This is a genomic window from Mogibacterium kristiansenii, from assembly GCF_009695905.1.
GTDB lineage: Bacteria > Bacillota > Clostridia > Peptostreptococcales > Anaerovoracaceae > Mogibacterium_A > Mogibacterium_A kristiansenii.
In genome coordinates, this window is record NZ_VUNA01000002.1 from 20,176 (window position 1) to 47,073 (window position 26,898).

Consider the following 26,898-nt stretch of genomic DNA (forward strand, 5'->3'; position numbering starts at 1 on the left):
GAATGTAGGAGGAAAGGATGGCATTTGACAATAATTTTATTGACGAATTGAAAACCAGGGTCAACATTGTGGATGTCATCGGCCGAGAAGTCTCGCTGAAAAAAGCGGGAAGCAGCTATAAGGGCCTGTGCCCGTTCCACAGTGAGAAAACGCCTTCCTTTAACGTGAATGAGGAGCGGCAGTTCTACCACTGCTTCGGATGCGGAGAGAAAGGGGATGTAATCCATTTTGTGGAGCGCTACTATAATCTGTCTTTCGTGGAGTCGGTGGAGAAGCTGTGCGAGGATTACGGAATTCGGATGCCGGAGCAGAAGCGGGGGCATCGCACGGATTACAACAAGTATTATGAAATCAACCGGAAAGCGGCTCGATTCTTCTTCCGGAAATTGACGGAAGGGCCCAATCCGGGGTATGCATATCTTCGGAAACGGGGACTGAAGGACAATACCATCCGGAAATTCGGACTGGGATATGCGCCGGACAGCTGGAATGCCCTGATGAACCACTTGGAAAAAGAAGGTGTGACCACGCAGGACATGCTGAAGCTGGGGTTGATCCAGCAGGGTCGGAAGGGGTATTACGACAAATTCCGAAATCGGGTGATTTTCCCAATTATCAACACGGCGGGAAAGGTTATCGGGTTTGGCGGCAGAGCGCTGGGAGACGTGCAGCCGAAGTACCTTAACTCCTCCGAAAGCGATATTTTCTTAAAGAAAAACAACCTTTATGCCCTGAACATCACGAAGAAGGATATCTCTTCGGAAGATCAGGTGCTGATGGTGGAAGGATATATGGATGTGATTTCCCTGTATCAGAATGGGATTCACAACGTGACCGCTTCGCTGGGGACCGCACTGACGGAGAACCAGGGACGGTTAATTAGCCGGTACACGAAAAACGTGGTGCTGTCCTACGATGCGGACAATGCCGGAATAAACGCGGCGATGCGAGGAATCGATATCATCCGCAAAGCGGAGTGCGATGTCCGAGTTTTGCAGATCAACGATGGTAAGGATCCGGATGAGTTTGTCCGAAAGAATGGGAAGGAAGCGTTTCTGGAACTGATTCGAAATGCGGTTCCCGCAACGGATTTCCGGCTTTCCGTCTTGAGACGGGGATTCGATTTCAAATCGGACAACCAGGTGCTGGAATACATACGACGCTGCGTTCCGGTGATGGAACAGCTGAGCCCGGTGGAGCAAGATATCTACATTCGAAAGCTTTCCGAGGAGTTCGGGATTTCCGAGTATGCGATTGCCGGCGAAATTCGAGCGGACAGCGGAAAACAGGCCGCCCGGGTACCGCAGTACCGCAACCGGCGAGAGCACAGTCAGGGAAGCAGTACCGAAATACGGATGGACTTTACCTTTCTGGTATTGGCCATGGCGAATCGGTATTATGTAAAAAGAATGGAAGCGGACGGCGTACGCTTCCGCACCGCAGTGGGAAGTAGGATTTTCCAAGCGGTGAAGAATCTGGCCGGGGAAGAGTACCCACCGGGAGTGATGGGCGTGGATATGCAGAGAGTGTACAACGCCTTGGATCCGGAGGATGAAGTGCTTCTCCGAAATGCAGTCAAGAACATTCGGCTTGGGCCGGATGATGAAATATTTTATAACGAATGTCTGGCATCCTATCAGATGATTTACTTTCGGGAGCGAAGGGCCGAACTTCAGAACGAGCTGGCGACGGCTCAGAAGATGGGTAATGAAGAAGATATGACCCGAATAGCGAAGGAACTGATGGAGCTGGATGCACAAATGCAGAGCAGAAAGATGAGGGGTAATTAATGGCAAAAGTATCCGCACGCACAATTGAAGAACATGTGAATGCAATGATTACTCAGGGAAAGACGAACGGAAACGTGCTTTCTCTTACTGAAGTGGGGGACTACCTTTCGAAATTAAACATCAGCAAGGAGGAAATCGATGAAATCTACGATCGAGTAGAAAAGAATGGGATTTCTCTGGTGGATTCCCGTGAACCGAATTCCGAAGAGCTGGCAGACGAAGAAGGCGATGATGACGGCGTCGTTCTTACCAAAACCGGTGAAATCGACGTGGAAGCCACCGTTCCGAAAACCCTTCCGACGGACGATCCGGTTCGTATGTATTTGAAGGAAATCGGAAAGGTATCCCTGTTGACGGCAGATGAAGAGCGGGAATTGGCGATTCGTATGGAGCAGGGCGATGAAGAAGCGAAGAAAAAGCTATGTGAAAGCAACCTGCGTCTGGTAGTCAGCATCGCAAAGAGATATCTGAATCGTGGACTGTCGTTCCTGGATCTGATTCAGGAAGGAAACCTGGGTCTGATTAAGGCGGTCGACAAGTTCGATTACACAAAGGGATATAAATTCTCCACCTATGCAACCTGGTGGATTCGTCAGGCGATCACCCGATCCATCGCGGATCAGGCGAGAACCATTCGTATTCCGGTGCACATGGTGGAAACCATTAACAAGCTGATTCGAATTTCTCGTCAGCTGCTTCAGGAGTACGGCCGTGAACCGACTTCGGAAGAAATCGCAAAGGAAATGGGAATCACCGTAGAGAAGGTCCGGGAGATCAAGAAGATTTCTCAGGATCCGGTATCTCTGGAAACCCCAATCGGCGAGGAGGAAGACAGCCATCTGGGAGACTTTATTCCGGATGATGATGTACCGGCACCGGTAGATGCAGCGGCATACTCCATGCTGAAGGAACAGCTGATGGAAGTGCTGGACACCCTTTCGGATCGAGAAAAGAAGGTATTGATGCTTCGGTTCGGACTGGAAGACGGCAGACCTCGAACGCTGGAAGAAGTCGGAAAAGAATTCAACGTTACTCGAGAGAGAATTCGTCAGATTGAGGCGAAGGCTCTTCGCAAGCTGAGACACCCGAGCCGCAGCAAAAAGCTGAAGGATTATCTGGAGTAAGCGATGCGAATCAGTAAAAGACTTGAGGCACTGTATGAGGCAGTGAATCCGGGAGAGTCGGTGGCAGATATCGGGACGGACCACGGTTACGTCCCGATTCTTTTGCTTCAAAACGGCATCTCGGAAAAGGTGATTTTGAGCGATATCAGCACCGGCTCCCTGGCAAAGGCAGAGGAGAATTTTCGTCAGATGGGAATTGAGATTCCGGAGACCTGCTTCCGTATCGGGGACGGTCTTTCCTCCATCGAGCCCGGAGAAGTGGATGCGTTGATTATCGGCGGCCTGGGCGGACGAACCATCCGTCAAATTTTGGCGGATGATCCGGAGAAAACGGCGACTTATCGCAAACTGATTTTACAACCCCGAAACAACAGCGGCGAATTGCGATACTATTTGTATCAGCAGGGCTATGATATCCGGCGGGAGATTCTGGCGCCGGAGGGGAAATTCGTATGTGAGGTTATCGTAGCGGTAAAAACAACCGAGGAGAAGAGAACGCCGCCGTACGATGCGCAGGACATTCGATGGAAGTATCCGGAGAGTATGATTTCCTGTAATCCGGAACTGCTGGGGCAGCGCATCGGCTGGCTGTCGGGGCGGCTTTTGGAGCAGGTGGAGAGCCTGCGGAAGAGCAAGGATGTTCCGCAGGAGCGAATCCGGAAACTGCTGGAACAGCGGGACTACATATTGGAATTAGAAAAAAGAAACAAGAAATATCACGAGGAACATTATGGAGAGAAAACTCAGTGCAATTAATATCGCAATGATGTATCTGGGGGCGATTCTGGGCGCAGGATTTGCCTCCGGGCGGGAGTGCTGGCAGTTTTTTGGAGTGTTCGGGAGAAAGGGATATTTCGGTGCTGTTTTTACCACGGTGGTTTTCGTGGTACTGGCTCTGATGCTCACCTACATTGCGCGAAGCAAAAATACCATGGACCTGGGAAAGCTGATTTCGCCTTTTGATAATTATGCGTTGGAATCGGCCATCGGATACATTCTTGCGGGAATCTATTATACGTTAATCATATCCATGAGCGCGGCAGGGGGGGCGCTCCTGCATCAGGAGCTGGGAATCGACCGGCGAATCGGCGGAATTCTATTGGTAGTGCTGGTGTTGCTGACGGTGTTCGGCGATTTTGAGCGGCTGACTCGAGCTTTCGGGTTTCTGGTGCCCGGAGTGTTCGTCATCGGCATCGTAACGATTATAATGATCATTGTATCGGGAAAATTTCATCAGAGCGGCGCAGTGTCCGGATTTCCGGCCAGTGAGATGGCACCGTATTGGTGGATTTCCGGAATTGTTTTTGCGGCGTACAACAGCTTGGGATTTATTACCATGGCGGGAGGCTGTGCGCTTCAGGCAAAGGATTCCAAAACCGCTTATCGTGGGGCTTTCTTGGGCTCCTTTCTGCCGGGACTGATGACGATCTTGCTGTTGGTGGCCCTTCGAAAGGATATGGCCTTTTCCGCCACACTGGATCTTCCCATGCTGGGATATTCGCTGCGGATTTCCAAGGTGCTGAATGTTGTGTATGCCCTGATTCTCTACGGGTCCATCTATTCCACCGCGGCGGGAACCTTCTACGGCTTCAGCACAAAGCTTCCCCGCAATCGATTCAAGAAACCGATTATGGTGGCGGCCGCTTTTGCGGGATTCGGCATCGGATTGTCCGGATTTAAAACGTTGGTGGCGTACCTGTATCCGCCGCAGGGATACATCGGTATCATTTTCATTGGAATGATTGTTATGAACTTTTTTAAAGAAAAAAGCAAATCTTCACAGAAACTTCATATTTAAAAGCAGAAAAAATGTAAAAATAAAATGATGCATGGGTAAACCTGACGATCGCGCACTTCGGTGTGAGGAAAGTCCGGGCTCCGCAGGGCAAGGATGCCGGATAACGTCCGGCGTAGGTAACTATAGGGAAAGTGCAACAGAAACATTCCGCCGAAACGGGTAATGCCGTGGTAAGGTTGAAATGGTGAGGTAAGAGCTCACCGGCGTTCTGGAGACAGGACGGCCGTGTAAACCCCATCCGGAGCAAGACTAAGAACGGGTCGTAGAGTGCAGTTGCCCGCTGCCGCCCTAAGGTAAGTCGCTGGATGCTGCAAGCAATTGCAGTACAAGATGGATGATCGTCTAATACAGAACCCGGCTTACGGTTTGCCCATGTATGTTTTTTCTGTAAGATAGGAGGAGGGGCACGATGCAGAAATGCATCGTTCTTATTTTTAAGTATGAGACTAGGAATTGATGTAGGTTCAACGACGGTAAAACTGTTGATTCTCGATGAGAACAACAAGATTATGTATTCTCGATACGAACGGCACATGTCCAACGTGTTCGAGAAAGTGGGGGAATTGCTGCAGCAGCTTCTGGGTGAAAAGGGCGATATGGAAGTGGAGGCGGTGATTACCGGTTCCGGCGGATTCTCGCTGGCAAAGCTGTTCGGTATTCGCTTTGAACAGGAAGTAATCGCCTGCAGTGAAGCGGTGCAGACCCTGATTCCGGAGACGGATGTGGCCATCGAATTGGGCGGCGAAGATGCAAAGATTACATTCTACGGATCTACCGTAGAGCAGAGAATGAACGGAACCTGTGCCGGCGGCACGGGTGCTTTTATTGACCAAATGGCGGTGCTTCTGAACACGGATGCATCGGGATTGAACGAGGCGGCGAAGGATTACAAAACCATCTATCCGATTGCTTCCCGCTGCGGTGTCTTCGCCAAGACGGACATTCAGCCGCTGATTAACGATGGCGCCAAAAACGCAGATATTGCGGCGTCCATCTTCCAGGCGGTGGTGAATCAGATGATTAGCGGCTTGGCCTGCGGTCATCCGATTAAGGGCAACGTGGCGTTCTTGGGCGGCCCGCTGCAGTTCCTTTCGGAGCTGCGGAAGCGCTTCGTGGAAACACTGAATCTCACGGAAGACGAGGTGATTTTTCCGGAAAACGCCAATTACTTCGTGGCCATCGGCGCGGCCTTGCTGGCGAAGGAGAAGGATCGGGTCACCTTATCCGATTTGATTTACAAGATTGAGCATGCGGATGCCACGCAGATGGACGGAACAAAGCGACTGGAACCTCTTTTCCGGAATGAAGAGGAGTACCGGGAGTTTCAGGCACGCCATGCAAAAGCCAAGGTAAAAAGAGGTGATATTCAGGCGGCAGAGGGTCCGGTGTTCCTGGGTATCGATGCCGGTTCTACAACTACCAAGGCGGCGGTCATCAATCGGGACAAGGAATTGATTTTCGAACACTACCAGAATAATGAGGGAGACCCGCTGGCAGTGGTTCGGAATATTTTGCTGGAAATGTACCGGGCGCTCCCGGAAAAAGCATATATCGGTCGGGCGGTAGTTACCGGATACGGAGAAGGCCTGATTCGGGCGGCATATAAAATTGATGCCGGTGAAATCGAGACCATGGCGCACTACAAAGGAGCGGAACAGTTCCTGCCGGGCGTTACGTTTATTCTGGATATCGGCGGCCAGGACATGAAGTGCATGAAAATCAAGGACGGGGCCATCAGCAATATCATGCTGAACGAAGCATGCTCCGCCGGCTGTGGCTCGTTTATCGAGACCTATGCCAAGTCCGTGGACCTTCAGGTACCGGAATTTGCCCACCGTGCACTAAAGGCGGAAAACCCGGTAGACCTGGGTACGCGCTGTACTGTTTTTATGAACTCCAAGGTAAAGCAGGCCCAGAAAGAGGGAGCCACCATTGCGGATATTTCCGCCGGCCTGTCCCTCTCCGTCATCAAAAACGCGCTGTACAAGGTTATTAAACTTCGGAACCCAAAGGAGACCGGCGACAAAGTGGTAGTGCAGGGCGGCACCTTTATGAATGAGGCGGTGCTTCGAAGCATTGAGCTGATTCTGGGAAAGAACGTGGTTCGGTCGGATATCGCGGGACTGATGGGTGCCTTCGGTGCGGCAATCGTCGCGTGCGACAACTACACGGAGGGTGAACACTCCACGGTTCTGACGCCGGATCAAATCGATTCTTTTGAGGTAAAAACAAGCAACGGCCGATGCGGGGGCTGTGGCAACAACTGCATTCTCACGATTTCTCGTTTTTCCGACGGCAGCCGATATATTACCGGTAACCGCTGTGAGCGGGGTGCGGGATTGGCGAGTGCCAAAAACGATATTCCGAACCTGTACAAGACGAAGCTGGAGTTGCTCTTCGACCGTCCGGCAGTGGAACCGGATCGGGCGCCAAAGGGCGTGATCGGAATTCCGCGTGTGCTGAACATGTATGAAGACTATCCGTTCTGGCATGCGTTCTTTACCGAGCTGGGATTCCGGGTAATTCTGAGCCCGCCGAGCAACAAGGAAATGTACGAGAAGGGAATGGACACCATCTCCTCGGATACGGCGTGCTACCCGGCGAAGCTGGTGCACGGACATATTAAATGGCTAGTAGAAAACGACATCAAACGGATTTTCTATCCGTGCATCAATTACGAGGTAAAAGAAGATTTCACTGCTCCGAACCATTACAACTGCCCGATTGTGGCCACCTATCCGGAGGTTATCGACAAAAACATGGCAGAGTACTTCTGTGAAAACGGGGTGGAATTCTATCATCCGTTTGTTCCGTACGATAACGATCGGCGCTTCGTAACGGAGATGACCAAATTTTTCTCCGGGAAACGGGATATTGACCGGAAGGGCATGGAAAACGTGGCGAAGCACTATAAGCTGGATGACACCAGGATCTATAAGCTCTTTGCCATGAACTTCTCTAGAAGAGAGATTTCTCAGGCGATGCATGCCGGCCGGGAAGCATACCGGGAATTCAAGAAAAATGTTCAACTAGAAGGCCGAAAGGCATTGAAATATATGGAGGAGCACAAGCTCCACGGCATCGTACTGACAGGAAGACCGTATCATCTGGATCCGGAGGTCAATCACGGAATCGATAATGTCATCAATCAGCAGGGTATGGTGGTGCTGACCGAGGATTCCGTCAGCGGCATGGCAGAATTTCCGAGACCGATTCGGATACTGGACCAGTGGGTGTACCACTCCCGCCTGTACAAGGCGGCGGTCTTTGCCGGACAGCGAGACAATCTGGATGTGGTGCAGCTGAACTCTTTCGGATGCGGTCTGGATGCGGTAACCACCGATGAGGTGGATGAACTGCTGGGGCAGAACAACAAGCTGTACACGGTTTTGAAAATCGATGAAGGATCCAACCTGGGTTCCGCGAAGATTCGAATCCGCTCTCTGAAAGCGGCGTTAGAAGAGAGAAAGAAAACCGGCGTACACACCCGTAAGGTGGCTTTGCCGTATCAGCGGAAACTCTTTACGAAAGAGATGAAGGATGAAGGGTATACGCTCTTGGTTCCGCAGATGTCGCCGATTCACTTCCAATACTTCGAGGCAATTCTGAAGCGGTCCGGATACAATGCGGTGCTCTTGCCGCGGGTTACCCAGAACGCGGAGGAAGAAGGACTTCGGTACATCAACAATGATGCGTGCTATCCGACCATCGTGACATTGGGGCAGATTATTTCTGCGCTGAAATCCGGAGAGTACGATCTGGATAAGGTAGGCGTATTCATGTCCCAGACCGGAGGCGGATGCCGTGCCAGCAACTACGTAGCACTCCTTCGGAAAGCTTTGAAGGATCTGGGAATGGAACAAGTTCCGGTCATTTCCTTTAATATGGTGGGACTGGAGAAGAATCCGGGATTCAAGATTACTCCAAAGATGGGCATCATGCTGGTATATGCCGTTTCTTACGGAGATTTGATGATGAAATGCCTGTACCGCACTCGCCCGTACGAAAAAGTGCCGGGAAGTGCGGAAGCGCTGATGGCATCCTGGTTCGATCGGATCATTGCAAACACGGAGAATATGAAACTGAGCGAATTCAAACGCAATATCGCACAGATAGTAAAGGAATTCGATGAGCTGCCAATTCACGAAGATTTGAAAAAACCTCGGGTGGGCATCGTCGGAGAGATTCTGGTTAAATATCATCCGAATGCCAACAACAACCTGGTGGATCTGATTGAATCCGAAGGCGGCGAAGCGGTTGTCCCGAGTTTTATCGATTTCTTCGAATACGGTTTCGTGAACAAGATGTTCAATCACAAACATCTCTCCGGAAGCCGCAAGGAAATGATTGTGAATAAAATATTGCTGAAGGCCATTGAGTTCTATCGGGACAACGTTCGAAAGGCTTGCCGGAACAGCAAGCGATTCAGAGCAGATGCCTACATAGAAGAAACGGCAAAGAACGCAGAAGAAATTCTGTCCGTGGGCAATCAGTGCGGTGAAGGATGGCTTCTCACCGGTGAAATGGTGGATTTGATCGACTCCGGGGTAAAGAACATCCTCTGCCTGCAGCCGTTTGCCTGCTTGCCGAACCACGTTGCGGGAAAGGGCATGATTAAAGCACTTCGAAGCTACGATGAAAAGGCGAATATCGTGGCCATTGACTACGATCCGGGCGCCAGCAACGTGAACCAGTTGAATCGAATCAAGATGATGATGGCGACGGCGTTCAAGAACATGGCGGAAGAGGAAGAAGACAATTAATTTTGTTTTTATTCTGTCAGAGAAGTCTCTTGTGTTGTATTCGAAGCGAGAGTGGTGTATAATAGCAACTGAAATAAAGGAAGATAGGAGGTCCACCATTGGGTAGACATGGTACAATCGCCGGCAGAAAGTCGGCACAGGACGCTCGCAGAGCGGCAATGTTCACAAAATATACTAGACAGATTATCGTAGCAGCGAAGGAAGGTGGAGATCCGGATTTTAACTCCTCTCTCCGAGTTGCGATTGATAAGGCAAAGGCAATTGGCATGCCGAATGATAATATCAACCGGGCCATTAAGAAGGGTACCGGCGAGCTGGAAGGGGAGTCCTATGAGGAACTGACTTTCGAAGGTTACGGTCCATCCGGTGTCGCAATTATCGTAGAGGCTCTGACCGATAACAAGAATCGTACCGCTGCATTTGTTCGTTCCGTATTCGATAAGAACGGCGGAAACCTGGGAACACCGGGTTGCGTATCTTATATGTTCGCACGGAAAGGCGTGATTTACATCGAGAAGCAGGATGGCATGGACGAAGATGCGGTAATGATGGATGCTTTGGATGCCGGTGCGGAAGATATGATTGTGAATGAAGACAATTTTGAGATTCGTACCGAACCGACGGACTTCCACGCAGTTCTGGAAGGCATTCAGAAGGCAGGATACGAGGTTGCGGATTCCGACCTGGAATATATTCCGTCGATGGAAGCAACGGTAGACCCTTCGGTAATGAAGCCGCTGAACAAGCTGATTAACTCTTTGGAGGACAATGACGACGTTCAGAAGGTTCACTATAACTGCGAATTAGACGAAGAGTAATCAATTACAATCTCCTGGAGCATGCGTTGGTTCGTGTAAATTGAACCTACACTTCTCATTCGGGATTCCGGGTTCAGAAGCGGAGGACGAGCCTCGGTGGAGGATGTCTGAAGTCATGACAGGAAGTACCCACCTTATCGTAAACGATAGGGCGTCAATTTCAGTGCTGACGGTGTGCTGGGAGACTTTGAAATTAAACCTATCTCCTTTTGCGAGATAGGTTTTTTTATACGCGGAGAGAAATTTTTAGTTTTTTGTGGAGAGTGTTCTGTTTTTCCGATATAATAAAATAACTGGATGCTGTCGACAGAATTAAAGGAGCGATTTATGTTTGGACGAGTAGACATAACCGACATCAAGGGGTTTAAACTGGGAAATGCGGAGAACACAGATGCGGCCACCGGCTGCACGGTGATTGTTGCGGAAAAAGGCGCGACTGCCGGAGTGGATGTGCGGGGCGGCGGACCGGCTACGCGGGAAACGGACTTGCTTCGCTCGGAGAATACAATTGATAAGATTCACGCTGTGGTAATCAGCGGCGGCAGCGCATACGGATTGGAAGCGGGTTCCGGCGTCATGCGAGAACTGGAGAATATGAAAATCGGACATCGGGTCTGTAATTGCATTGTTCCGATCGTTTGCCAGGCATCACTTTTTGATTTGAATGTGGGACAGTCCGATGTTCGCCCGGATCGCACTATGGGCGTGAAGGCGGTGCACAACGCTTTCTGCGGCGGAGAGTTTCATCACGGAAATTACGGTGCCGGCACCGGTGCGTCCGTCGGTAAATTCTATGGCATGAATCGAGCAATGAAGACCGGCCTGGGAACGTTTGCTTGCTCCGACGGCGAGATTGAGGTGGGTGCCATTACGGCGGTCAATGCGTTTGCCGATGTATACGATGGAAGGAATCAAGTGATTGCCGGCCTGCTCAGTGCCGACGGAAAGCGCATTGACGGAACAATCCGTCCGCTGAAGAATTGCGTTGCGGCGGAATCCAGCTATAATATGAAGAGCAAGATGGAGCCTTTCTTCAATAAGCGCAGAGAAGAGGAAGAGTTAGAGGAACCGGAAACGACGGAAGAAACTCCGGCTGTAAACGAACAATCGAAAGACATGGGATATGATATTACTTTTAATACCACAATTTCCTGCCTGGTTACAAATGCCAAGCTGACCAAGGCCCAGTGCAACAAGCTGGCATCTATTCTCCACGATGGGTATGCCCGGGCGATTAAGCCGGTGCACAGCATCATGGACGGAGATACGATTTTTGTGATGGCGACTGGAGAAAAGGACGTGAATTTCGATGCATTTGCAGCTTTGGCAACGGATATCGTTCAGTACAGCGTAATCGACGGAGCTATTTCTGCGGAGAGTGCGTACGGACTTCCGGCGGCGCGGGAATTTCTCCGGAAATAACTGAGATTCAAGAGGAGACATTTTTCATGAAACGATTTGTCATAATTGACGGAAACAGCCTGCTTTTCCGTGCTTTTTTCGCCATGCGGGAAATGGTGACGCGGGACGGAATCTACACGCAGGGTGTTTTTGCTTTTATCAATATGCTGAATAAAATCCTGGAGGACTACCATCCGGATTACATTGCGGTGGCTTTTGATATGAAGGCGCCGACGTTCCGGCATACGGCGTATCCGGAATACAAGGCGGGCCGGCTGAAGACGCCGATGGAACTTTTGTCCCAGATTCCGCTGATGCAGGAAGTTCTTCAAGCGATGAACATTACGGTTCTGGAAAAAGAAGGCTTTGAGGCAGATGATTTGATCGGCACCATGACCGCAAAGGCGGCGGATGCAGGTCTGGAATCCCTGATTATCACCGGCGATAAGGATGCGCTCCAGCTGGTGGGCGAGAACACCTACGTCGTTCTGAATCGAAAGGGGATGACGGATTTTGACCTGTACGATCTCGAAAAAATGCAGGAACGGTACGGACTGACCCCACAGGAGTTTATTGATTTAAAGGGCCTGATGGGGGATAAATCCGATAATATCCCGGGGATTCCCGGCGTGGGAGAAAAGAAGGGAATCACCTTGCTGAAGGAGTACGGCTCCGTGGAAGGCGTGGTGGCGCATGCGGATGAAATCAAGGGAAAGCTGGGCGAAAACGTTCGGGCGAACTTGGAGGAAGCCGAACTTTCCAAATGGCTGGCGACCATCAAGCGGGATGTGGAGCTTCCGGTTTCTTGGCCGGAGCTGGCGTACGGAGAACCGGATTACGATCGGCTGATTGCGCTGTACAAGAAATTGGAGTTCAAAAAATTCCTTCAGAATCTGGAAAGACAAACGCCGGATGAGGTTACGGTCGAACCGGAGAAAGACCTTCTGGAAGGTGTGAAGGAAGTTTCCTATGAGGATTTGTTGGATTCTTTGAAGAATAACCGGACGCTGATTATCGAGATGGATACGGACGATAATCATAAACAGCTTCCGGAGGTGAAAGGTGTTCGCCTGTACAATCCGGAGCAGATGCACTATGCGGAATGTACAGTGACGCCTCTGGATTTTGAAATCCGCATGGGCAGCCTTTTGGACAAGGAACCGGAACTGGTGGGGCTTGGTTTGAAACCGATGGCCTATACCTTGCTTCAGTACGGAATGGACCGTTTTACGCTGCATCATGATGTGGAAGTGGCCGAGTACCTTTTGGATCCGAATCGGAGCAAGTATAACCTCACCAATATGTTTTTACACTATGCGAACGAGACGCTGGACGGGGAGGATGCCCAGAAGCGGCTGATGGCTTTAGATTGCATTTATCGGAAGCAGCTTCCGGCACTGGAAGAGAAGGGGATGCTGTCCCTGTTCCGAGATTGTGAAATGCCGCTGATCCGCACCATTGCAGGCATGGAGTCTCAGGGAATGAAAATCAATCCGGAGATGCTGAAGTCTGCCGGGGAGGAGCTGGACACCCAGATTGCAAAGCTGGAAGCGGAAGTGTTCGAAGAGGCGGGAACCACTTTCAATATCAATTCGCCAAAGCAGTTGGGTGAGGTTCTGTTCGAGACGATGGGTATTCCGTATCCGAAGAAAACCAAGGGAAAGAACAAGTATTCCACGGCGGCGGATGTGCTGGAGAAGTTGGAGGAAGATTATCCGGTGGTGTCCAAGGTGCTGATGTTCCGAAAAGCATCGAAGCTGAAGAGTACCTATGTGGACGGGCTGCTGGGCTTAATCGGAAGCGATGGACGGATTCATCCTCATTTTAATCAGACGGTGGCGGCCACCGGAAGGCTCAGCTGCACGGAACCGAACCTTCAAAATATTCCGATTCGCGATGAGAACGGACGAAATATCCGAAAGGCCTTTATGGTGTCGGAACCGGAGAACGTGTTCGTGGGTTCGGATTATTCCCAGATTGAACTTCGCCTGATGGCGGCGCTTTCCGGGGATCCGGTGTTGCTGGAGGCGTTCCGTACCGGAGAGGATATTCACCGGCTTACCGCATCCCGGGTATTCGATATCCCGATGGAGGACGTGACCCCGCTGGATCGTTCCAGGGCAAAAGCGGTGAACTTCGGCGTCATCTACGGCATGAGCGGATTCGGGCTGAGCGAGAATCTGGGAATTACCCGGAAGGATGCCCAGCGCTACATCGATGACTATTTCGAAAAGCATCAGGCGGTAAAGGACTATCTGGACCGTCAGGTGGAAATCGGAAAGGAAAACTTCGAGGTAAAAACGATTATGGGCAGAATCCGTCAGATCCCGGAATTCAAGTCTCGCCGGTACATGGATCAGCAGCTGGCGGCGCGGCTGGCGATGAACAGTCCGATTCAGGGAAGTGCAGCGGATATCATCAAGGTGGCCATGAACAAGGTGGATGCCGAGCTGAGAGAGCGGGAGATGAAATCCAAGCTGGTCCTGCAGATTCACGATGAACTGATTGTGGAAGCGGTGCCGGAGGAGTTGGAGCAGGTGGAAGAACTCCTTCGGAGAAATATGGAAAATGCGGTGGAACTGTCCGTTCCGCTGGACTGCGACATGCATTCCGGGAAGACCTGGTTTGATTTGAAATAAGGACTTTTATATCGAAATGAGGCGAGCCATGCGAACAATTGCAATTACCGGCGGAATCGGGTCGGGAAAAACAGCAGTGACGGATTATCTGGAAGAAAAGGGGTTTCCGGTAATCGACACGGATTGCATGGCTCATGCCATGACAGCACCGGGCGGCAAAGCCATCCCGTACATTCGGAAGTATTTTGGAGAGGACTTCATTCTTCCGGATGGTTCCATGGATCGGGAAGCCATACGCAATGTGGTATATCACAATCCGGAGATGATGAAGGTCTTGGAAAAGGGAACGACGGAAGTGATAGTACGAGATACAAAAGCGGAGATTGAACGGATGAGAACACTGGGCGCTCCGGTGACTTTCGTGGCGATTCCCCTGCTTTTCGAAAGCGGATCCGATGGGTCGGAATACGACGGCGTGTGGGCGGTAACGGCTTCGGAAGAGGTGCGCGTGAAGCGGGTGATGGCGCGAGACGGACTGACGGAAGAGATGGTTCGGCGGATTCTGAAGAAGCAGGTTTCCGACGAAGTGCGCCGAGAGAAGGCATCGGAGCTTATCGATAACTCCGGGACGCTGGCGGAACTCCGGAGTAGGGTGGATTTTCTTTTGCGAAAAAATCATTTAATCTCATAAAAAGACTTGCATTCAATAGTAAAAGATGATATTATAAATGAGTCATGTGGCTGTGGCGGAATGGCAGACGCGCATGCTTGAGGGGCATGTGGGAGACCGTGCTGGTTCGAGTCCAGTCAGCCACACCAAAGTTCCTGACTCTGTCAGGAACTTTTTTTCTCAAGATTCACTTTTTTGAAAATAAAATATTTAAATATTAGTCATAGTATGATATAATACTCCTTGTTGGGCCGGCGTGGCGGAATTGGCAGACGCGCGGGATTCAAAATCCCGTGATAGTGATATCGTATGGGTTCGACCCCCATCGCCGGCACCATCTATTTTTTTATGGAGGATAATTACATGAAAACAAATGCGACAATGATGAACCTGATTCTTCTGGTGTTCTTTATCGGTATTATCTATTTCATGATGATTCGCCCGCAGCGCAAGCGCGATAAAGAGGCGAAGGAAATGAGAGACGGTTTGACCCGCGGTGATGAAATTATCACCATCGGCGGATTCATCGGAAAGGTCGTTGCCATCAATTCCGATACCGTTGTGATTAATCTGAATGCCGGAAAGGGCAGCACTAACGTAGAACTTCTGAAGACTGCAATCGGCAGCGTGAAGACACCGAACACCGCAGCTCGTCAGGAGAAGAAGGAAGCAGCGGAAGAGACAAAGGAACGGGATGTAAAGACTTCCACCACGAAGAAGGTTACTCCGAAGAAGCTGACTCCGAAGAAGGATGAATCCGAGAATAAGGATGCGGAATAAGATTTCTGATTACGAGAACAAGGATGCCAAATGGTATCCTTGTTTTGCTATACACGAAATTGGAATGGTGAAAAACTTGAATTTCCAATGGCTATGATGTAAAATGGTACGTAAAATGCAATGTATTGCTATGTACATTATTACAAATTCTTAGAAAGGCACTTAAGGTCAAATGAAAAAAGGTACACGTAAATTTCTATCAATTGTCGTGGTATTGGTTATCGCAGTGGGGGCATTTGTTTCGTTTAAGGGTATCGGGCCGGTTCCGAGACTTGCGGATAAGATGAAGTACGGACTGGATATCAACGGCGGTGTCTATGTTTTGATGGAAGCTGAGACCAACGAAAAGGGTACGCAGCTGTCTAAACTGATGGATCAGACGAAGTCCGTCCTGGAAAACCGTGTCAACGCCATGGGTATTTCCGAAGCCTCCGTTTCCATTGAGGGAAACAATCGAGTTCGTGTAGAGATGCCGGGTGTGGAAGATGCACAGGCGGCTATCGATCAGATTGGTAAGACGGCTCAGCTGAAACTGTTCCTGGCAGACGGTACGGAAGTCATGAGCGGTAATGAGATTACCGATTCTTCTTTTACCACCGACTCCAAGAACGGCGGATATAAGATTACCATTGACTTCTCGTCCAAGGGGTCCGATGCATTCGCAAGTGCAACTGAAAAAGCGGCATCCGGAACGGTGAAGTCCACCATGAAAGACGAAAACGGTCAAGCGGTTTCCAACACCGCAATTGTCATCAAGCTGGATGACGAAGTGGTATCGGCACCGAGCGTAAGCGAAAAGATCGCATCCAGAAGCTGTGAAATTACCCGTCCGGGCGGATTCAGTGAAGATGAGGCTTCTTCTACCTCTGCGCTGATCCGAGGCGGTGCACTGCCGGCAACCCTGAAGGAAATCAGTTCCTCTGTAGAGACGGCGACCATCGGTGCAAATGCGCTTCATAAGAGTATTGTGGCCGGCGCCATCGGTCTTGGAATCGTTATGCTGATTATGCTGATGGCATACGGCGCACTTGGAATCATTGCGGACCTGGCACTGCTGCTGTACGTAGAGGTAACCCTGTGGATTATGGCAGGATTGGGATCGGTTCTCACCTTGCCGGGAATTGCGGGTATCATCTTGTCCATCGGTATGGCGGTAGACTCCAACGTAATTATTTTTACCCGAATTCGGGAAGAAATCGAAAAGGGAAAATCCATTCGTGTTGCGGTGGATACCGGATTTAAGTCCGCGCTGACGACGGTAGTGGACTCTCAGACCACTACACTGATTGCAGCTATCGTGCTGTATCTGATCGGTACCACATCGGTTAAGGGATTTGCGCTGACATTGATGATCGGTACAATCTGCAGTATCTTCACCGCAGTATTCATCACACAGCTGTTTGTAACTGCATTGACAGACATTCCGGCACTGTGCAAGATGAGACACTTCGGAATGCACGAAGACGGCACTCCGAGAATGAAGTGGACCAAACACGTTCACTTTATCGAAAACCGAAAGAAGTATTTCGCACTGAGCTTGATTGTTATTCTGCTGGGTGTGGGATGCGCGGCATTCAAGGGCTTCAATTACGGAATCGATTTCACCGGCGGTACGATGATTCAGCTGGAGATGGGTCAGAAGGTGGATTCCGATGAAGTGGCGAAGACCATCGAAAAATACGATTTGAATCCGACCATCGTATACGCTTCGGATAACCACAGCCAGGTGGTGATCCGTACCAAGAAAGCACTGAATGCGGATCAGAGAGGGCAGGTTGTTTCCACGCTGTCCAAGAAGTATAACCTGAATAAGAAGTCGGTACTGGCTTCCGAGGAATTCGGACCGACCGTCGGTAAAGAGCTGAGACAAAATGCGATTAAATCCATTATTATCGCAGCACTGTGCATGCTGGTATACATCCGATTCCGGTTCAAGACCTGGAAGTATGGAGTCGCTGCGGTAGGCGGTCTGCTGCACGATGTGCTGGTGACTCTTTCCATGTACGCGATTTTCGGATTTACCATCAACAACCCATTCATCGCCGGCATTCTGACGGTTGTGGGTTACTCCATTAACGATACGATCGTAATCTTTGATCGTATTCGGGAGAACAAGCGGTTCTACAAGAGAAAGGAACTTATTCCGCAGATTAACGACAGCATCAACGAGACGCTGTCCCGTTCGATTATGACGTCCATTACAACGCTGATTGTTATGGTGCCGCTGTACTTTATGGTATCTTCGGAGATTCGGGAATTCCTGATTCCGCTGATTATCGGTGTCATTTGCGGAACCTATTCCTCCATCTTCATCTGCAGCCCGCTGCTTTACGAGATGAAGAGAAAGGAAAGCATGTCCCGGTATGAACTGCAGAAAGAGAAAAAAGCAAAGGCAAACAATTCCGGAATTGTAAAATAAATTTCAAATAAAGGGGTGTTCACGGGTGACGACTGATTTTAGTATGACAACAGAACAATATATTGAAGATCTCAAGACGATGAATGAGAGATATGATGATCCGATGATTATCAAAGCCTTTGAAATCGCCAACAGACTTCATAACGGCCAGATGAGAAAGAGTGGAGAACCGTATATCATTCATCCAATTGCGGTCTCCAAGATTCTGGCCAGTTTTGGCATGGATAATGAAACGGTCGTCGCCGGACTCCTTCACGACGTGGTGGAGGATACGGAGTACACTCGAGAAGAGCTGGTAGAGGATTTCAACGAAGAGATTGCTCTGCTGGTGGACGGCGTAACCAAACTGGGAAACATCAAGTATGACTCCAAAGAAGAACTTCAGGCGGAGAATTTCAGAAAAATGTTCCTTGCCATGTCTAAGGATATTCGCGTCCTGATTATTAAACTGGCGGACCGTCTCCACAATATGCGAACGATGGAGTTCATGCCGCCTCATAAGCGGAAGGAGAAATCCGCAGAAACGCTGGAGATTTATGCGCCCCTTGCCGGACGTCTGGGAATCTACAGCATTAAATTCGAACTGGAGGATTTAGCATTTAAGTATCTTCATCCGGAAGATTACGAATCGCTGTCGGTTCAGGTAAGCAAACGGAAGGAAGAGCGAGAGAAAGTCGTCGATCAGCTGATTGATGAAATCAGCGATGAGCTGGACAAAGCAAACTTCCATTACGATGTAATGGGACGTTCGAAGCATCTGTACAGCATCTACAAGAAGATGACACTTCAGCACAAGCAACTGGATGAAATCTTTGATTTGATTGCCATTCGTGTCATCGTAAATACAGTGAAAGACTGTTATGCCGTGCTGGGACTGGTTCACACCAAATGGACGCCGATTCCGGGACGGTTTAAAGACTATATTGCAATGCCGAAGCCGAACATGTATCAATCCCTGCACACCACTGTGTTGGATGAAAACGGGGATCCCTTCGAGATTCAGATTCGAACCTACGAGATGCATCGAATCGCTGAATACGGTATTGCGGCACATTGGAAATATAAAGAAGGAAAGGGCGGTTCCGGCGGAGACTCGTCGGAACAGAAGCTGGCCTGGCTGAGGCAGGCATTGGAGTGGCAGAAGGAAACCGATGACTCCATGGAGTTCTTGGAAACTCTGAAGATGGATTTGTTTGATAATCAGGTGTTCGTATTCACCCCAAAGGGAGACGTTATCGAATTGCCGGCAGAGTCGACGCCACTGGATTTTGCATTTAAGATTCATACGGATGTAGGCATCCGTTGCGTAGGGGCCAAGGTGAACGGCAAGATGGTTACCATCGACCATGAACTGAAGACCGGGGATATCGTGGATATCATCACATCTGCGAATTCGGCCGGACCGAGCATGGATTGGCTGAATATCGCTAAGAGCTCTCAGGCCAAGAACAAAATCCGAAACTGGCTTCGGAAAGCCAACAAAAATGATTCCCTAGATCGGGGGAAAACCAATATCGCGAATTACATTAAGAAGAAGGGCTACGACCCACATCTGGTGGCGAAGAATGCCTACCTTCTGAAAGCGGTAAAGGACCTGAAATTGAATAATGTCAATGAGCTGTATCTGCAGATTTCCAACGGCGGAAGTGCGCTGGCAAAACTGGGACAGCGGCTGATTGATTATTTCATCGAGGACAATAAGAAGGAAGAAGTCCGCAAAGAAGAAGAAATCAAGAAGAAGAAACAGGTTCATCGGGAAAACAGTTCTGATGGAACCGGGATTATCGTAAAAGGCTCGGATAACCTGTTAATTCGTATCGCCAGATGCTGCACTCCGGTTCCGGGAGATGATATTATCGGATTCATCACAAAGGGCCGTGGCATTACGGTGCATCGGAAAGACTGCAGCAATATCGTGAGCCTGCCGGAGCAGGAAAAAGGACGATTGATTCAGGTGGAATGGGAAACTCCAAAGGAAGGACAGACCTATTACACGGATATCAATATCTGCTGCAAGGACCGCCGGGGAATGTTCAGCGATATTTCTAAGGTGTGTGAAGACATGGATGTTCGCTTGGTAGGGGTGAACATGAAACCGGCAGATATGGAGTACGTTAACGTGACGATTACCGTGGCCATTACCGGAACACATCAGATTCAAAGACTGCTGATTGCGCTGAGGAATGTCCCGGGGATTGATAAGGTATACAGGACGAGATCATGATTACGGTAAAACGATACAACGAAAATATGCTTCAAGAAAATACTTATATTCTCACGGATTCCGAAACAAATCAGGGAATGGTAATCGATCCGGGATGCTATACCCCGGCTATGAAAAAGGAGCTTCGGAACTTGAACGAACTGAAGTACATCATATTGACCCACGCTCACGGAGACCATATGGGTGCGCTGAATGCCATTCGCAAGGATTATCCGGATGCGGTATTGATTGCCGGGGTCAAGGAAAAGGAACTACTGCTGGATGCCGAGAATAACGGATCTATGGAATTTTCGCCGGAGCCGGTGAGCACGGAGGCAGACCGATATGTTTCGGAAGGTGATTCGGTAACTTTAGGAAGTATAGAATTTACTTTTATGGAAACACCGGGACATACGCAAGGCGGAATCTGCATCTGCGGTGACGGTAAAATTTTCACCGGAGACACCCTGTTTTTCCGAAGCATCGGACGGACGGATTTGTATTCCGGAAATATTGAACAGATGCGGAAGTCACTGCAGAAACTGATGAGACTGCCGGATGAAATTCAGGTGCTGCCGGGACACGGACCGGGCACCTCTATCGGCGCAGAGAAGAAAGGAAATCCATTTGTATAGATTCTATCTAAACGGAATCAAAAATGAATATCACCTGGAGGAGTTGGCGCGGGAATTTTTGGCAAATGATGAGTTCGAAATCATCCCGGTGGACTTTCACGAAGGCTTTTCGCCACGATTAACGGATAAAAGTTATCTGTTGAATGGCGAAAAAGATGCGGATTTGGACGGTGTGAAAAGAGAATTGTACCGCATCCTGTCGAATTTAACCGGAATTACCCCCGAGTGGGGGATACTTACCGGGGTACGGCCGCTGAAATTGGCCTTTTCCGTTTACGATCGGTGCGGCGACATCGCACAGACCATGGAAACGATGGCGCAGAAGTACCTGCTTCATCCGGATAAAATCGAACTCCTGCGTAGGATCCTCAATTATCAGCTGTCTTATATGGAGCGCCCGGGAACGGACAGCCTTAGCTTGTACATCCATATTCCGTTTTGCCCGACGAGATGTTCGTACTGTTCATTTGCCAGCAGTGTTGCGACATCGGAAGAGATTGCAGAGTATCTGGAATTTCTTTTGCGGGAAGTGGAATATACCGGGGCAAAATTCCGAAAGATGGGCCAGTTGGTGGAAAGCGTGTACTTCGGCGGCGGGACTCCGACCACTTTGGAAGCGGATCAGTTGGGCCGCTTGGTAGATGCGATTCAATCGGCTTTTCAGCTGGATTTATCCCGTATTGAATTCACCATCGAAGCGGGGAGACCGGACACCATCACTCGAGATAAGCTGGAACAGATTCATGAAAAAGGGGTTAATCGTATCAGTATCAATCCGCAATCCATGAATCCGCAAACTTTGCGGGAAATTGGACGGGAGCACAGCCCGGAGGATATCCGAGAGGCATTCCGTACCGCTGCAGCGATGGGTTTTCGAATCATCAACTCCGATGTGATTGCGGGATTGCCGGGAGAGACTCCGGACGATTTCAAGAACACTTTGGAAGAATTGGTGTCACTGGGAGCCAACAATATTACGGTGCACACCCTATCGGTAAAAAGAGGATCGAAGCTGAAAGAACAGGATCCGGAGTATTACCGAAGAGATACAGAAAATGTGCGGACTATGCTGAAATTTTCGGAAGAATTTCTTACTGCGCATGGTTTTGAACCGTATTATATATACCGGCAAAAACATCAGATGGGTTCTTTTGAGAACGTGGGGTACTGCAAGCCGGAAGCCCATTCGGTGTATAACGTGCGAATAATGGAAGAAAAACAGACCATCATCGGCCTGGGGGCCGGTGCAATTGGCAAGAGATATTACCCGGAGTCGGACCGTTTAGAACGAATTCCGAATGTGGGGAACAGTGCGATTTATAAAGAGCGTTTCGATGAAATGCTTTTACGAAAGAATAATTACTGGGAGGATAGAGATGGCAATTAAAGCACCTAAGGGTACGAAGGACATGATGCCGGAGGATGCCTACAAGTGGCACTATATTGAAGATGCCTTTTTTAAGATTTGTGACGAATACGGCTTTGGTGAACTTCGTACACCGATTTTTGAGGATACGAACCTGTTCAACCGAGGCGTTGGGGAGACCACGGACATCGTCCAGAAGGAAATGTACACCTTCGAAGATCTCGGTCACCGCAGCATTACGCTGAAACCGGAAGGGACATCTCCGGCGGTTCGTGCTTTTATTGAAAGCAAACATTTTGCAGATATGCAGCCGAGCAAGTATTGCTACAACACCCCGTGCTTCCGATATGAGAAGCCACAGGCAGGCCGGCTTCGTCAGTTCCATCAGTTCGGCATTGAGAACTTTGGAGCATCGTCCATGATGGCGGATGCGGAAATCATCGCAATGGCGGATGATTTTCTGAAGCGCATGGGCATCGATGAAATCGAGCTGCACATCAACAGCGTCGGATGCCGGGAATGTCGTACAAAGTATCGGAAAGCGCTGCAGGATTTCCTGCGGCCGCATTACGATGAACTGTGCAGTACCTGTCAGTCTCGTTTTGAAACGAACCCAATGCGTATTCTGGACTGCAAATCCAAGGACGATCAGGAAATCGTCAAGGATGCGCCGCTGATGGTAGATTATCTCTGTGATGATTGCCGAGACGCATTCGAGGAACTTCAGGAAAACCTGAAGGCCATGGACATTCAGTTCAAGGTGGATCCGAAAATCGTTCGGGGATTGGATTATTACACCAAGACCGCTTTTGAATTTGTCACCACAAAGATTGGTGCACAGGGTACGGTCTGCGGCGGCGGCCGATACGATCATTTGATTGAGGAAATCGGCGGACCGTCTATGCCGGGTGTAGGATTCGGTCTGGGCAAGGAACGACTGCTGATGTTGATGGAAATGTGCGGATCGGATTTCGGCAAACCGGTACAGCCGGAAATCATGATTGCATTCATCGGCAATCGTGCGAAACACTACGCGTTGAATCTGGTACAGTATCTGCGGCACAACCACGTTCGTGCGATTGTGGATACCCAGGAGCGAAATTTGAAAGGCCAGATGAAGTATTCCAACAAGGTGGGTGTGAAGTATTCCATCGTTATCGGGGACGATGAGATCGAAAGCGGAGAACTGACCCTGAAGAATATGGAAACCGGCGAACAGACAAAAATTGTTAAGGAAGAAATTTTGGATAAAATCAGGAGAGGATAATGTCAGAAATTTACAAGCGCACACATATGTGCGGCGAGCTGCGGCTTGCAGATGAGGGAAAAGAAGTCATTCTGAACGGCTGGGTGGCCAAGCAGAGAAGCTTGGGAAGTCTGGTGTTTGTGGACCTTCGGGATAAGACGGGAATTACCCAGATTACTTTTAACGAAGATATTCCGGAAGAGCTGATGGAGGCGGCAAAATCTCTGCGGAGTGAGTTTTCTGTCGGCATCAAGGGTATCGTTCATGAGCGCAGTGCTAAGAACGACCACATTTCAACCGGTGAAATTGAAGTGTTTGCAACGGACATGGTAATTTATTCCAGTGCAGAGACTCCGCCGATTTACATCCGAGACGATGATAATGTAGATGAATCTCTTCGTCTCAAATACCGTTACTTGGATCTGAGAAAGAATAAGATGCAGAGAAATCTGCTGTTCCGTCACAAGGTCACCAAATGTGCACGAGACTATTTCGATGAAAACGGATTTGTTGAGGTGGAAACCCCAATGCTGATTAAGTCCACACCGGAAGGTGCACGGGACTATCTGGTGCCGAGCCGGGTGAAGAACGGTGCATTCTATGCGCTGCCGCAGTCTCCGCAGATGTTCAAGCAGCTGCTGATGGTTGCCGGTACGGATCGGTACTTCCAGATTGTAAAGTGTTTCCGTGATGAGGATTTGAGAGCAGACCGCCAGCCGGAATTTACTCAGATCGACTTGGAAATGTCCTATGTGGATCAGGAAGATGTCATCGCGATGCAGGAAGGTTTCCTGAAGAAACTGATGAAGGACCTGAAGGGAATGGATATCGAGACTCCGTTCCCGAGACTGACCTGGACGGAAGCCATGGAACGCTACGGTTCCGATAAGCCGGACACCCGCTTCGGAATCGAACTGGTTCTTCTGAACGATTTGGTACAGAATTGCGACTTTGCCGTATTTACCGGTGCACTGGAAAATGGCGGTGATGTTCGGGGTATCTGCGTACCAGGTGGTGCAGCTCAGTATTCCAGAAAGAAGATTGACAAGCTGACCGAGGAGGCAAAGCATTACGGTGCGAAGGGCCTCGTATGGATTAAGAAGGAAAACGGGGAATACAATTCTTCCGTGAAAAAATTCTTTACCGAAGAGCAGCTGGCCGAAATCATGGACCGACTGGGTGCGGAAGACGGGGATGTTGCATTTATCGTCAGCGACCGGAAGAAGGTCGTGTTCGACACCTTAGGCTGGCTGAGACGGAAGATTGCCGATCAGATGGGAATGTTGGATGATAATCAGTTTAACTTCCTGTGGGTGGTGGACTTCCCGATGTTCGAGGAAGATGATGAAGGAAACATCAAAGCAATGCACCATCCGTTTACTCAGCCGAAGCTGGATGAACTGGATAAGCTGGACGGAAATATCCTGGATCTCAAGGCCGATGCGTATGACATCGTATTGAACGGCGTGGAGCTGGGCGGCGGAAGCGTCCGTATTCACGATAAGGAACTTCAGGCGAAGATGTTCCACGTTTTGGGCCTCAGTGATGAGGAGTGCAGAGAAAAGTTCGGCTTCCTGATTGATGCGTTCAAATACGGTGCACCACCGCATGCCGGCCTGGCATATGGTTTGGACAGAATGGTAATGCTGCTGCTGGGTGAAAAGAGCATCCGTGAAGTTATTGCGTTCCCGAAGAACCAGAATGCAGAGTGTCTGGTAAGTGAAGCGCCGGGACTGGTTGACGAGAAACAACTGGAAGAATTGGGCATTCAGGTCGTTGCTTCCGAAAATGAATAAGACAGCATTATTCGGAGGGACCTTTGACCCGATTCATCGAGGTCATATTAATCTGGCGACAGAAGCGGTTCGGGAATGTGAATTAAATCAACTGATTTTTCTGCCCAACTACATCTCTCCCTTCAAAAAGGACAGCAATGTGACACCGGGAGAGATGCGGGCGGAAATGATTCGGCGAATTCTTCCTTTAAATTCGGCATTTTCCATTTCGGAATACGAATTGGAGCGACAAGAACCTTCCTATTCTTATGATACATTACGCTATTTTCGGGAACGGATGCCGGATGCGGAGATTTCTTTTATCATCGGGTTCGATTCGGTGCTGACCATCGAAAAGTGGTATCGGGGTCCGGATCTCCTTCGGGAATTTCCGCTGATTACGGGGGTTCGGCCCCATGTTTCTACGGAGGAAGGGCTGGAGAAAATTGAACATTTTCGGAAGAAATATCACAGCCGGTTTCACGTATTAAATCTAAACCCCTTCGATGCTTCCTCTACGGAAATCCGAGAATATGTGCGGAAAGGAAAGGATATTTCGGGACTGGTGGTTCCGGAAGTGGAAGAGTATATAAGAAACAATGGAATCTATCTCGATGGAATTGATGAGTGAATATTTAAAGCGCAATCTGAAGCCACGGCGATACACCCATTCACTGGGAGTGGTAGAAACAGCGACTAGGCTTGCGGAAATCTACGGAGCAAATCGAGAAAAGGCTCATCTGGCAGCGCTGGTGCACGATATTGCGAAGTGCTTGACACAGGAGGAGAGCAACCGGTTGGTACGATTCTACGGGCTCCCATGGAAGTACCGGAATAATCAGCCGTTGGCCCATTCCAAATTGGGCGTGGCGCTCTTGCGGGATGAATTCGGCGTCACCGATGAAGAAGTGCTGTCTGCGGTTTCCTATCATACGACGGGAAAAGCGGAAATGTCTCTTCTGGAAGAGATTATTTACGTGGCCGATGCCATTGAACCGGGACGGGATTATGAAGATGCTCCAAGACTTCGTGCTTTGGCCGAGAAAGATTTGCATGCCGCATGCCTGGAAGTTCTGGAATTCAGTATCCGGGACTTGAAATCTTCGCACAGAGAAATTGATTCCGACACATTGAAAGCATATACTTATTTACGTCAAATCATTGGAAACAAGGAGAAATAAATGGATAATTACAAAGTAGCCAAAGAATTGGCAGAAGTATTGTCCCAGCGCAAAGCTTCGGATGTAGTGCTGATTGATATTGCAGAGAAATCTTCTTTTGCAGACTACTTTATCAATTGCACTGCAAGCTCGGAACGTCAGCTGGGCGCACTGCAGGAAAGCGTAGACGAGAAAGCCTACGAACTGGGGCTGGAGCAGAAGGGCTTAGAGGGAAAGTCCGGAAACAGCTGGATCCTCGTGGACTACGGTGACATTATAGTAAATATTTTTACTGCAGAAATGCGGGAGCGTTATGCACTGGATAAAATCTGGGGCGATTGCAAAATCGAAAGAATTGAGGACTAAGGACA

At 49.5% G+C, this 26,898-nt stretch carries 19 protein-coding genes, 2 tRNA genes and 2 other RNA genes; all 23 read left to right on the forward strand.

Annotated elements, in window-relative coordinates; all coding sequences use genetic code 11:
* The first annotated feature begins 17 nt into the window (after positions 1-17).
* The 23 genes from dnaG to rsfS all read left to right on the forward strand — a co-directional run bounded on the left by dnaG (position 18) and on the right by rsfS (position 26,893).
* Positions 18-1,790 (forward strand): DNA primase, encoded by a 1,773-nt coding sequence (dnaG, locus tag FYJ65_RS01285; protein ID WP_154553547.1) that lies wholly within the window; start codon positions 18-20, stop codon positions 1,788-1,790.
* Entirely contained in the window at positions 1,790-2,914 is a 1,125-nt protein-coding gene (gene rpoD / locus FYJ65_RS01290; protein WP_154553548.1) for an RNA polymerase sigma factor RpoD, read from the forward strand. Before dnaG ends, rpoD begins: the two co-directional genes overlap by 1 nt.
* Before the next feature lie 3 nt (positions 2,915-2,917).
* The gene (locus FYJ65_RS01295) at positions 2,918-3,670 is read left to right on the forward strand and encodes a tRNA (adenine(22)-N(1))-methyltransferase (RefSeq protein WP_154553549.1); all 753 of its coding nucleotides are present in this window, start codon (positions 2,918-2,920) and stop codon (positions 3,668-3,670) included.
* Positions 3,645-4,712, forward strand: coding sequence for a YkvI family membrane protein (locus FYJ65_RS01300; RefSeq protein ID WP_154553550.1), 1,068 nt, complete (start codon positions 3,645-3,647; stop codon positions 4,710-4,712). Before FYJ65_RS01295 ends, FYJ65_RS01300 begins: the two co-directional genes overlap by 26 nt.
* Positions 4,713-4,744: 32 nt before the next feature.
* Positions 4,745-5,089, forward strand: an RNA gene (rnpB, locus tag FYJ65_RS01305) — RNase P RNA component class A.
* A gap of 63 nt (positions 5,090-5,152) precedes the next feature.
* Positions 5,153-9,475, forward strand: a complete 4,323-nt coding sequence (locus tag FYJ65_RS01310) for a 2-hydroxyacyl-CoA dehydratase (RefSeq protein WP_154553551.1) — start codon at positions 5,153-5,155, stop codon at positions 9,473-9,475.
* A 98-nt stretch (positions 9,476-9,573) separates the two neighbouring features.
* Positions 9,574-10,293 carry a YebC/PmpR family DNA-binding transcriptional regulator gene (locus FYJ65_RS01315; protein WP_154553552.1) on the forward strand — a complete coding sequence of 240 codons (720 nt, stop codon included), beginning with the start codon at positions 9,574-9,576 and terminating at the stop codon, positions 10,291-10,293.
* Positions 10,294-10,301: 8 nt separating this feature from the next.
* Positions 10,302-10,481: non-coding RNA, 6S RNA (gene ssrS, locus FYJ65_RS01320), on the forward strand.
* A gap of 139 nt (positions 10,482-10,620) precedes the next feature.
* Positions 10,621-11,715, forward strand: a complete 1,095-nt coding sequence (locus tag FYJ65_RS01325; protein WP_154553553.1) for a P1 family peptidase — start codon at positions 10,621-10,623, stop codon at positions 11,713-11,715.
* A 26-nt stretch (positions 11,716-11,741) separates the two neighbouring features.
* Positions 11,742-14,333: a DNA polymerase I gene (gene polA, locus FYJ65_RS01330; RefSeq protein ID WP_154553554.1), complete on the forward strand. Its 2,592-nt coding sequence runs from the start codon at positions 11,742-11,744 to the stop codon at positions 14,331-14,333.
* A 28-nt stretch (positions 14,334-14,361) separates the two neighbouring features.
* Positions 14,362-14,964, forward strand: a complete 603-nt coding sequence (gene coaE, locus FYJ65_RS01335; RefSeq protein ID WP_206157251.1) for a dephospho-CoA kinase — start codon at positions 14,362-14,364, stop codon at positions 14,962-14,964.
* A 46-nt stretch (positions 14,965-15,010) separates the two neighbouring features.
* Positions 15,011-15,092: transfer RNA gene (locus FYJ65_RS01340), tRNA-Leu, on the forward strand.
* Between the two features lie 101 nt (positions 15,093-15,193).
* Positions 15,194-15,280 (forward strand) — tRNA-Leu (locus tag FYJ65_RS01345).
* Positions 15,281-15,306: 26 nt separating this feature from the next.
* The gene (gene yajC / locus FYJ65_RS01350) at positions 15,307-15,723 is read left to right on the forward strand and encodes a preprotein translocase subunit YajC (RefSeq protein WP_235898156.1); all 417 of its coding nucleotides are present in this window, start codon (positions 15,307-15,309) and stop codon (positions 15,721-15,723) included.
* A gap of 172 nt (positions 15,724-15,895) precedes the next feature.
* Entirely contained in the window at positions 15,896-18,142 is a 2,247-nt protein-coding gene (secF, locus tag FYJ65_RS01355; RefSeq protein ID WP_154553556.1) for a protein translocase subunit SecF, read from the forward strand.
* Between the two features lie 79 nt (positions 18,143-18,221).
* Complete coding sequence (locus tag FYJ65_RS01360) at positions 18,222-20,366, forward strand: RelA/SpoT family protein (RefSeq protein ID WP_235898157.1); 2,145 nt, start codon at positions 18,222-18,224, stop codon at positions 20,364-20,366.
* The gene (locus tag FYJ65_RS01365; protein ID WP_154553558.1) at positions 20,363-20,980 is read left to right on the forward strand and encodes an MBL fold metallo-hydrolase; all 618 of its coding nucleotides are present in this window, start codon (positions 20,363-20,365) and stop codon (positions 20,978-20,980) included. The genes FYJ65_RS01360 and FYJ65_RS01365 overlap by 4 nt, the downstream gene beginning before the upstream one ends.
* Complete coding sequence (gene hemZ, locus FYJ65_RS01370; RefSeq protein WP_206157253.1) at positions 20,973-22,367, forward strand: coproporphyrinogen dehydrogenase HemZ; 1,395 nt, start codon at positions 20,973-20,975, stop codon at positions 22,365-22,367. The genes FYJ65_RS01365 and hemZ overlap by 8 nt, the downstream gene beginning before the upstream one ends.
* Entirely contained in the window at positions 22,357-23,613 is a 1,257-nt protein-coding gene (gene hisS, locus FYJ65_RS01375; RefSeq protein WP_154553560.1) for a histidine--tRNA ligase, read from the forward strand. The genes hemZ and hisS overlap by 11 nt, the downstream gene beginning before the upstream one ends.
* Positions 23,613-25,388 carry an aspartate--tRNA ligase gene (gene aspS, locus FYJ65_RS01380; protein WP_154553561.1) on the forward strand — a complete coding sequence of 592 codons (1,776 nt, stop codon included), beginning with the start codon at positions 23,613-23,615 and terminating at the stop codon, positions 25,386-25,388. Before hisS ends, aspS begins: the two co-directional genes overlap by 1 nt.
* Positions 25,381-25,998, forward strand: a complete 618-nt coding sequence (gene nadD, locus FYJ65_RS01385) for a nicotinate (nicotinamide) nucleotide adenylyltransferase (RefSeq protein ID WP_154553562.1) — start codon at positions 25,381-25,383, stop codon at positions 25,996-25,998. Before aspS ends, nadD begins: the two co-directional genes overlap by 8 nt.
* Positions 25,991-26,548, forward strand: a complete 558-nt coding sequence (gene yqeK / locus FYJ65_RS01390) for a bis(5'-nucleosyl)-tetraphosphatase (symmetrical) YqeK (protein ID WP_206157255.1) — start codon at positions 25,991-25,993, stop codon at positions 26,546-26,548. Before nadD ends, yqeK begins: the two co-directional genes overlap by 8 nt.
* Positions 26,549-26,893: a ribosome silencing factor gene (gene rsfS / locus FYJ65_RS01395; RefSeq protein ID WP_154553564.1), complete on the forward strand. Its 345-nt coding sequence runs from the start codon at positions 26,549-26,551 to the stop codon at positions 26,891-26,893.
* Positions 26,894-26,898 lie beyond the last annotated feature (5 nt).

Bases quoted from the DNA above. Each gene is read 5' to 3' on its own strand.
- dnaG (WP_154553547.1), top strand. From the start codon at position 18: ATGGCATTTGACAATAATTTTATTGACGAATTGAAAACCAGGGTCAAC.
- rpoD (WP_154553548.1), top strand. From the start codon at position 1,790: ATGGCAAAAGTATCCGCACGCACAATTGAAGAACATGTGAATGCAATG.
- FYJ65_RS01295 (WP_154553549.1), top strand. From the start codon at position 2,918: ATGCGAATCAGTAAAAGACTTGAGGCACTGTATGAGGCAGTGAATCCG.
- FYJ65_RS01300 (WP_154553550.1), top strand. From the start codon at position 3,645: ATGGAGAGAAAACTCAGTGCAATTAATATCGCAATGATGTATCTGGGG.
- FYJ65_RS01310 (WP_154553551.1), top strand. From the start codon at position 5,153: ATGAGACTAGGAATTGATGTAGGTTCAACGACGGTAAAACTGTTGATT.
- FYJ65_RS01325 (WP_154553553.1), top strand. From the start codon at position 10,621: ATGTTTGGACGAGTAGACATAACCGACATCAAGGGGTTTAAACTGGGA.
- polA (WP_154553554.1), top strand. From the start codon at position 11,742: ATGAAACGATTTGTCATAATTGACGGAAACAGCCTGCTTTTCCGTGCT.
- coaE (WP_206157251.1), top strand. From the start codon at position 14,362: ATGCGAACAATTGCAATTACCGGCGGAATCGGGTCGGGAAAAACAGCA.
- yajC (WP_235898156.1), top strand. From the start codon at position 15,307: ATGAAAACAAATGCGACAATGATGAACCTGATTCTTCTGGTGTTCTTT.
- secF (WP_154553556.1), top strand. From the start codon at position 15,896: ATGAAAAAAGGTACACGTAAATTTCTATCAATTGTCGTGGTATTGGTT.
- FYJ65_RS01360 (WP_235898157.1), top strand. From the start codon at position 18,222: ATGAATGAGAGATATGATGATCCGATGATTATCAAAGCCTTTGAAATC.
- FYJ65_RS01365 (WP_154553558.1), top strand. From the start codon at position 20,363: ATGATTACGGTAAAACGATACAACGAAAATATGCTTCAAGAAAATACT.
- hisS (WP_154553560.1), top strand. From the start codon at position 22,357: ATGGCAATTAAAGCACCTAAGGGTACGAAGGACATGATGCCGGAGGAT.
- aspS (WP_154553561.1), top strand. From the start codon at position 23,613: ATGTCAGAAATTTACAAGCGCACACATATGTGCGGCGAGCTGCGGCTT.
- nadD (WP_154553562.1), top strand. From the start codon at position 25,381: ATGAATAAGACAGCATTATTCGGAGGGACCTTTGACCCGATTCATCGA.
- yqeK (WP_206157255.1), top strand. From the start codon at position 25,991: ATGAGTGAATATTTAAAGCGCAATCTGAAGCCACGGCGATACACCCAT.
- rsfS (WP_154553564.1), top strand. From the start codon at position 26,549: ATGGATAATTACAAAGTAGCCAAAGAATTGGCAGAAGTATTGTCCCAG.